Origin of the sequence: Xenorhabdus sp. Sc-CR9 (assembly GCF_963897815.1) — a bacterium.
Taxonomy (GTDB): Bacteria; Pseudomonadota; Gammaproteobacteria; order Enterobacterales; family Enterobacteriaceae; genus Xenorhabdus.
This window is the reverse complement of record NZ_CAWQTY010000200.1, coordinates 113,550-119,656: the sequence shown is the minus strand read 5'-3', so window position 1 is coordinate 119,656 and position 6,107 is coordinate 113,550. Positions and strand designations below refer to the sequence as shown.

Annotated in this window: 6 protein-coding genes, 2 tRNA genes and 1 rRNA gene; 7 read left to right on the top strand and 2 right to left on the bottom strand. The window is 41.6% G+C overall.

Translation table 11 applies throughout. From position 1 onward, the window contains the following. The first annotated feature begins 10 nt into the window (after nt 1-10). The 3 genes from rrf to AACQ81_RS15335 all read left to right on the top strand — a co-directional run bounded on the left by rrf (nt 11) and on the right by AACQ81_RS15335 (nt 342). Nucleotides 11-126 (top strand): 5S ribosomal RNA (gene rrf / locus AACQ81_RS15345). 55 nt (nt 127-181) lie between these two features. Continuing rightward, a tRNA-Asp gene (locus tag AACQ81_RS15340) sits at nt 182-258 on the top strand. A gap of 8 nt (nt 259-266) precedes the next feature. Beyond that, nucleotides 267-342: transfer RNA gene (locus AACQ81_RS15335), tRNA-Trp, on the top strand. Between the two features lie 151 nt (nt 343-493). Here the strand turns inward: AACQ81_RS15335 and hdfR are convergent. Continuing rightward, nucleotides 494-1,330 (bottom strand): HTH-type transcriptional regulator HdfR, encoded by an 837-nt coding sequence (gene hdfR, locus AACQ81_RS15330; RefSeq protein ID WP_237385639.1) that lies wholly within the window; start codon nt 1,328-1,330, stop codon nt 494-496. Nucleotides 1,331-1,446: 116 nt separating this feature from the next. Between hdfR and AACQ81_RS15325 the strand changes: the two genes are divergently transcribed. Continuing rightward, nucleotides 1,447-1,785 carry a DUF413 domain-containing protein gene (locus AACQ81_RS15325; RefSeq protein ID WP_237385638.1) on the top strand — a complete coding sequence of 113 codons (339 nt, stop codon included), beginning with the start codon at nt 1,447-1,449 and terminating at the stop codon, nt 1,783-1,785. Between the two features lie 54 nt (nt 1,786-1,839). Here AACQ81_RS15325 and AACQ81_RS15320 read toward each other — a convergent pair whose 3' ends face one another. Continuing rightward, nucleotides 1,840-3,366 carry a YifB family Mg chelatase-like AAA ATPase gene (locus AACQ81_RS15320; RefSeq protein ID WP_237385637.1) on the bottom strand — a complete coding sequence of 509 codons (1,527 nt, stop codon included), beginning with the start codon at nt 3,364-3,366 and terminating at the stop codon, nt 1,840-1,842. Nucleotides 3,367-3,968: 602 nt separating this feature from the next. Here AACQ81_RS15320 and ilvL point away from each other — a divergent pair. The 3 genes from ilvL to ilvM all read left to right on the top strand — a co-directional run bounded on the left by ilvL (nt 3,969) and on the right by ilvM (nt 6,100). Continuing rightward, a complete protein-coding gene (gene ilvL, locus AACQ81_RS15315) occupies nt 3,969-4,064 on the top strand; it encodes an ilv operon leader peptide (protein WP_143101210.1) in 96 nt (31 codons plus the stop codon). Nucleotides 4,065-4,199: 135 nt separating this feature from the next. Then, the gene (gene ilvG / locus AACQ81_RS15310) at nt 4,200-5,846 is read left to right on the top strand and encodes an acetolactate synthase 2 catalytic subunit (protein WP_237385636.1); all 1,647 of its coding nucleotides are present in this window, start codon (nt 4,200-4,202) and stop codon (nt 5,844-5,846) included. Continuing rightward, entirely contained in the window at nt 5,843-6,100 is a 258-nt protein-coding gene (gene ilvM / locus AACQ81_RS15305; protein WP_237385635.1) for an acetolactate synthase 2 small subunit, read from the top strand. Before ilvG ends, ilvM begins: the two co-directional genes overlap by 4 nt. Nucleotides 6,101-6,107: the final 7 nt, after the last annotated feature.

Sequence of the window (6,107 nt, the reverse complement as noted above, 5' to 3'; positions counted from 1 at the left end):
ACAGGATTTGTCTGGCGGCAAGAGCGCGGTGGTCCCACCTGATCCCATGCCGAACTCAGCAGTGAAACGCCGTTGCGCCGATGGTAGTGTGGGGTCTCCCCATGCGAGAGTAGGGCACTGCCAGACAATTATTTAACAGCCGTTGCCGGCACAAAAGGCAGCGAGGCTAAAGAAATTCGGTGGTGCGGTAGTTCAGTTGGTTAGAATACCGGCCTGTCACGCCGGGGGTCGCGGGTTCGAGTCCCGTCCGCACCGCCACCGTATTTAGGGGCGTAGTTCAATTGGTAGAGCACCGGTCTCCAAAACCGGGTGTTGGGAGTTCGAGTCTCTCCGCCCCTGCCAGTTAACAACTAAGTAATAATTTATATAGCTTTCAGATTAATAGCCCAGCTAATTTTAGCTGGGTTTTTTCTTTTCTATTATTTACCGAGTAATTCTAAGAATTTTGCGTGAATGACCCTTCTGCCCACTCTATCTTCTCTCAAAGCCGCTCTCAGGCAGTTATGGGCGCTTTTTCAACAGGAATTTTTAGTAACTGTTGGATAAGTGCTTGTTGGTCACTGTTTTGCAGCCATACTGCGTATAATGGTCGTTCTATCAGTTCGTTATTAGGTGAAGATACGAGTTTTGGATATTCTTCTTGCCAATGTATAGGCAGGAAGGTTGCTGCATTCACACTATCCAATAACTCTCTGGCAATATGTGCAGATGTGGTTGTGATGATAGGAGGATGATCATTTTTTAAGATCTGTTGTTCCTGATGATGAAAATCTGCACCCCATTCTAATTTGATGTAATTTTCAACACCTTTTTCAAGGCTATGTCGAGTTGTTGATAAAACAAGCTGAATATTACCGATTAACTGACTTTGGAACTCATCCATTTTTGGGGGTTCTGTAGTAATTAAGAGGTCTAATTCACGCGAATGCAATTGCTTGACCAGTGACTGACGTGTAGAAACCAGAGATTCAATCCTCGTTTCTTGATGGAGATGGTAAAACTTATTTAACCAAGATGTCAGATAACCTTCCCAAAGGGACGCTGTAGAGCCGATAGAGAGTTCGGTATGCTGAGCAACGTAATTGATTTCTTTCTTCGCTAACTGCCAAGTATTCATTAGCGATTCTGCATAGGGTACAAGACGTTCTCCGGCCGCAGTTAGGCGGATATTATTGCGATGCCGTGTGAATAAATTGGTACCCAACTGATTTTCTAGTTGACGGATCCGAAAGCTAACAGCGGATTGTGTTAGATAAAGCGATTCAGCTGCCCGACCAAAGTGACGAGTCTTACTGACTTCCAAAAAGGTTTTCAGTAATTCAGTGTCCACATGCATCTCCAATAGTTTTTGTCGTTAAGATTTAAATATTTTGTTTTACAGAATGTCAAGCCTCCCTAATACTCCGCGCCATAATTAGTATGACATTAGAGTTAGGAGTGTGTCAGATGGCTGAAAGCTTCATCACGACTAATCGTTTTTTTGATAATAAAAACTATCCGCGTGGATTTTCCCGTCATGGTGATTTCACCATCAAAGAAGCCCAATTATTAGAACGCTATGGTCATGCGTTTAATGAATTGGATCTTGGTAAACGTGAACCGCAAACAGAAGAAGAAAAACTGTTTGTTGCGGTTTGCCGCGGTGAACGAGCACCAGTAACAATAGAAGAAAAGATATGGACTAAGTATTTGACAAAAATCAGTCGTCCAAAACGTTTTCATACTCTTTCTGGCGGAAAACCGCAAATAGACTCAGCAGAGGACTATACCGATAATGATGATTAATACCATCATTGATATTAATGATCCATCAGGAGGGGCAAAATGCCCCTTTCTTATTTATCCAGCTTGTTTATGTAGCTGAATAAGTAACCTATCCATACTCCGGTAGCTGAGTGCTTCCATAATATCTGGCTTTTCTATTCTTTTTTGTTCTTTTAAGTCTGCAATTGTACGAGAAACTTTGAGTATTCTATGCCAAGCTCGTATGGATAGCCCTAATTTCAATAAAGTATTTTCCAGAAAAACTGCATCTTCCATTTTCAATTTGCAAATATCTTCAGTTTGTTTGCTGTTGAGGGAAGCATTAATATGCCCGCACCGTTCAATTTGTATTTTTCTGGCCATTTGTACACGCTTTTTGACATCATGGCTACTTTCTCCATGTTTTGCTGATGAATGACTTAAAATGCCTGGAGGAAGCAGTGGAACTTCAATAGAAAGATCAAACCGATCTAAAAAAGGACCTGAAAGTTTAGAAAGGTAGCGTAGCACCTGTTGTGGGGTGCTTCGGTTATGCAAACCTTGATGATAGCCTGTTGGGCTTGGGTTCATGGCAGCAATAAGTTGAACCATAGCGGGGAAACAGACTTTTGCCCTTGCTCGGGATATTACTATCTCACCGGACTCTAGTGGCTCACGTAAAGCATCAAGAACACTTCGGTTGAATTCGGGTAATTCGTCCAGAAATAATACCCCATTGTGTGCAAGGGAAATCTCTCCTGGCCTCGGTATTGAACCTCCACCTACTAAAGCTGCCATTGATGAACTATGATGAGGCGCCCTAAATGGGCGTATATGCCATTTTTTTGGATTGACTGAATGTCCGACTAGGCTATTGATTGCAGCAACCTCCAGAGCTTCCTGATGCGTTAATGGGGGTAACAGGCTGCATAAACGGCAGGCAAGCATGGTTTTGCCAGTTCCCGGGGGGCCAAGTAGTAAAAGATTATGACCGCCAGCGGCAGTGATCTCTAAAGCTCGTTTGGCTTGTTCCTGCCCAATAATATCCTGCATATCCAAAATAGATGGTTCAGTCTGTAATTCAATGGATGAAGGTGAGGCTAAGCTGGCATTTTTTTCTTTAAGGAAATGACAGACTTGAAGTAAATGTTCTGCCATCAATGCTTCGTTTTGGGACAAAATAGCCAGTTCAGTGTTATTTTCTGAGGAGAGAATAAGTTGTCTTCCTGCCCCTTTGGCACTCAGTGCCGCAGGGATAGCTCCCATGACTCGCCGTATTTCGCCAGAAAGCGCTAACTCTCCTAAAAATTCGTAATTTTGGAGTTTATCTGTTGCGATTTGCTCTGATGCTGCCAATATCGCGATGGCAATAGGAAGGTCATATCTTCCACCTTCTTTGGGGAGATCTGCGGGTGCCAAATTAACGGTGATCCTTTTGGGTGGATAGGTAAAACCACTGTTAAGAAGTGCACTTCTTACCCTATCTCTGGCTTCTTTCACTGTGGTTTCAGGTAAGCCAACGAGGGTCAGGCCGGGTAATCCATTACTGATATGCGCTTCTATTGTCACGATGGGGGAATCGATACCAATTGTTGCTCTGGTATGAATAATGGCAAGTGTCATGATGCTCTCCTTAGCAAGAAAGCTAATATCATGAATTGATAAAAAATAATAAAAAGTAGCCTTTTGTTATTTTGCGACGAGATTCGTAAATATATCTATTGTTATAGCTATCCTGACAGTTATTTTGTAATTCTATTTAAATAGTAACTGAATGTTATCTATGAATAATGAAATTGAACAAGATCTTTCTGATAAAGCGACATAGTCATATTTTCATGGCATAAGGGGTAAATTATTTTATCAGCTAAACATATAAATTTATCTTCTGTTATCTTCGGGTGTATTTTGTTAATGATGATAACTATTAACAAACAAAATTGGTTTTAATTATGTTTTGTGTGATAACGTTAGTTAATAGACGATTAAATCGTTTTTTATAATTTTACTTATTAATTATTTTATTAAATAGATAGTTACTTGTTATTTCTGAGTGTAAAGCGAGAAAAATTCAGTGGATTTATCTGCTTTCTTATCTATCTAAATGAAAAGTATAAATAAAAATAATTTTGTTGCGAAAAAATAAAAATAATTATTGTCAACAATCATCGAAAGTGATAACTCTTAAATATACGTCAAGCATACGAGTTAAAACGAACAGTATTATGAATACTTTTGTCCTAGTGATTAGCCTAATTATTGAGAGTGTGGTGGTGATTATCCCACCGTGCGGGGCTGCACTTGGACGAAGGAAGGCTTAAACTAGAAAAACAGCCAGATTTCAAAAAACCCCGCACCGAAAGGAGCGGGTTTTTTTTTGGCACTTTGGATAGACACATAAACATAACAAAGCATCACAACAACCAACCACAGGTTAAACATAACGGGAGATGGCAATGAACGGGGCACAGTCGGTTATAGAAGCGTTACGAGAACAGGGGATTAAAAAAGTTTTCGGTTATCCTGGTGGAGCTATCATGCCAGTTTATGATGCGCTGTATGACGGAGGAATTGAGCATATACTATGCCGTCATGAACAAGGGGCTGTTATGGCTGCAATCGGTTATGCAAGAGCAAGTGGTAAGCCGGGGGTCTGTATTGCAACATCAGGGCCCGGCGCGACCAACTTAATCACTGGATTAGCTGATGCTTTGTTGGATTCTGTTCCTGTTGTTGCTATCACTGGTCAGGTGAGTTCTGAATTTATAGGAACGGATGCTTTTCAGGAGATTGATATTTTGGGAATGTCTCTTTCTTGTACAAAACATAGCTTTCTCATTGATTCGCTCGAAAGAATCCCCCAAGTTATGGCTGATGCCTTTACGATTGCCATGAGTGGTCGCCCGGGGCCTGTTCTGGTTGATTTACCGAAAGATATCCAATTAGCTCAAGGTGATTTTCCACCATACCTGGTATCGGAACCCCAAAAATTATCTCTTCCTAAACAAGAGCTTGAACAATCCTATCAACTGCTGGCATCGTCTAGTAAACCCGTTTTGTACGTGGGAGGAGGCGTTGGTATTGCTGGCGCAGTGCCTGAATTGCGTCGTTTTGTTGCGGAAACAGGAATACCCGTTGTTTCCACATTGAAAGGTTTGGGGGCTGCGGATTGTGAACATGATTACTACTTAGGAATGTTGGGAATGCACGGCACCAAAGCCGCCAACTTAGCTGTTCAATCCTGTGATTTATTGATTGCTGTCGGTGCTCGTTTTGATGATCGTGTGACGGGTAAATTGAATACTTTTGCGCCTAATGCCAAAGTTATTCATTTAGATATTGATCCTTCTGAATTCAATAAATTACGTCAGACTCATGTTTCATTATTGGGCGATTTAAAAACCTTGTTACCACATTTACAGCAAACTTTATCGATCCAAAACTGGCAACAAGAAGTAAAACAATTAAAAAGCGAACATGTATGTTGTTACGACTATCAAGGTGAAAAAATTTACGCTCCATTGCTGCTGAAACAAGTTTCTGAGCGTGCGCCATCCAGCACCATAATCACAACCGATGTTGGGCAGCATCAGATGTGGTCTGCTCAGCACATGACATTTAGCCAACCAGAGAATTTCATCACCTCAAGTGGATTGGGCACGATGGGGTTTGGTATTCCAGCCGCAATTGGCGCACAGATGGCTCGTCCGGAAGATATGGTTATCTGCATATCTGGTGACGGCTCTTTTATGATGAATGTTCAGGAGTTAGGCACGATCAAGCGCAAGCAGTTGCCAGTCAAGATGATCTTATTGGATAACCAGCGTCTGGGCATGGTTCGTCAGTGGCAGGAACTATTTTTTGAAGAACGTTATAGCGAAACGATCTTAACGGATAATCCCGATTTTCTGACGTTGGCACGCGCTTTTGATATTCCGGGGCAGCACATTACTGATAAATCACAAGTAGATGATGCCTTGGATGCTTTATTCAGCAGCAGGGGTGCATATTTATTACACGTATCCATTGATGAATTAGAGAATGTCTGGCCGTTGGTTCCACCAGGCGCAAGCAACGCAACCATGCTGGAGAAGTCATTATGATGCAACATCAACTTGCTATTCAGGCGAAATCTTGCCCTGAAATTTTAGAGCGAATTCTGAGAGTTACCCGTCATCGTGGATTTCAGGTATGTGCATTGAATATGGATCGTATAACAGATAGTGATAATGTAAACATTGAACTCACAGTATCCAGCCAGCGTTCTGTCAATTTACTGTTTTCTCAGCTGATGAAATTAGTGGATGTTGCCAGGATCGAGATCAAACACAAAGAATCACAATTAATAAGCGCATAGGGCGCAA